The 1,258-nt window shown below is 71.9% G+C and carries 1 protein-coding gene; it reads right to left on the bottom strand.

All coding sequences use genetic code 11. The features are described from left to right. The coding region (locus AB0J52_RS41255) for an amino acid adenylation domain-containing protein (protein WP_500188711.1) at window positions 1-1,258 on the bottom strand (1,258 nt) is incomplete at both ends.

Raw genomic sequence — 1,258 nt, 5'->3', positions numbered from 1 at the left:
GCAGCTCGTCCAGCGGCACGAACGCGGACGGCACCATGTACTCGGGCAGCCGCTCCGCCGCGTGCCGCCGCAGGAGGCCGGCGTCTCCGCCGCCCGCCACGTAGGCGACGAGGCGCTTGGTGCCGGGCTGGTCCTCGCGTGCGAGGACGACGACCTGGCTGACCGCGTCGTGCGTCGCCAGGACGGCTTCGATCTCGGCGAGTTCGACGCGGAAGCCCCGGATCTTGACCTGGTCGTCGGCGCGCCCGGCGAACTCCAGCAGGCCCTCGGCCGTCCACCGGACCAGGTCGCCCGTCCGGTACATCCGGCCTTCGGAACCGAACGGGCAGGCCACGAACCGCTCCGCCGTGAGTGCAGGGTTACCGACGTAACCGCGTGCCACGCCAGAACCCGCGACATACAGCTCACCCGTCACACCGGGCGGGACGGGATGCAGGTACTCGTCCAGGACGTAGGCGCGGGTGTTGTCCATCGGTCGGCCGAGAGGGACGGAACCGGGCATCCGATCATGAGCGGTGAGGGGAAGCTGCGTGGCGAACGCGGTGGTCTCGGTCGGGCCGTAGGTGGCCCGCACGACCAGGTCCGGGTGCGCCTCCAGCAGCGTCCGGACGGCGGTCGGGGAGATCACGTCACCGCCGGTCAGCACCTCGCGGACGTCGGCGAACATCTCCGGAGCCTGCTCGGCCAGCACCGCGAACAGCCCCGAGGGCGCGACCACGTGCGTCACGCCCTGTCCGGTGACCAGGGCCGCCCGTTCCCGGACGTCGATCTCCCCCGAGGGCACGACGACCAGCCGGCCGCCGCGCAGCAGGGGCGTCCAGATCTCGTGGGTCGAGGCGTCGAAGGCGTGGTTGGCCTGGACCAGGGTTCGCTCCAGCACCTCACCGCGCCAAGCCTCGTCGGCGCAGAAGTCGGCGACGTTGGCCTGGGTGACGGCCACGCCCTTCGGCACGCCGGTCGAACCCGACGTGTAGATCACGTACGCGAGCTGGTCCGCGCTCACCCGGACATCGACAGGCGTGTCGTCCTCGCTCAGGGAGCCGAGGAACTCCTCGTCCACCACGACGGCGGGACGAGCGTCGGCGAGCATGAACGCGACCCGCTCGGCCGGGTACGCCGGGTCGATCGGCAGGTACGCCGCGCCCGCCTTCACCACACCCAGGATCACCGCGATCAGGTCGGCCGACCGTTCCAGCCGGACGCCGACCAGATCCTCGCGGCCCACTCCGCGCCCGACCAGCGTGCGCGCCACCCGGTT

It is taken from the genome of Spirillospora sp. NPDC049652 (genome assembly GCF_040675125.1).
In the GTDB taxonomy this organism is placed as follows: domain Bacteria; phylum Actinomycetota; class Actinomycetes; order Streptosporangiales; family Streptosporangiaceae; genus Spirillospora.
Note: the sequence above shows the minus strand (reverse complement) of the source record. Positions and strands in the feature narration are given on the sequence as shown.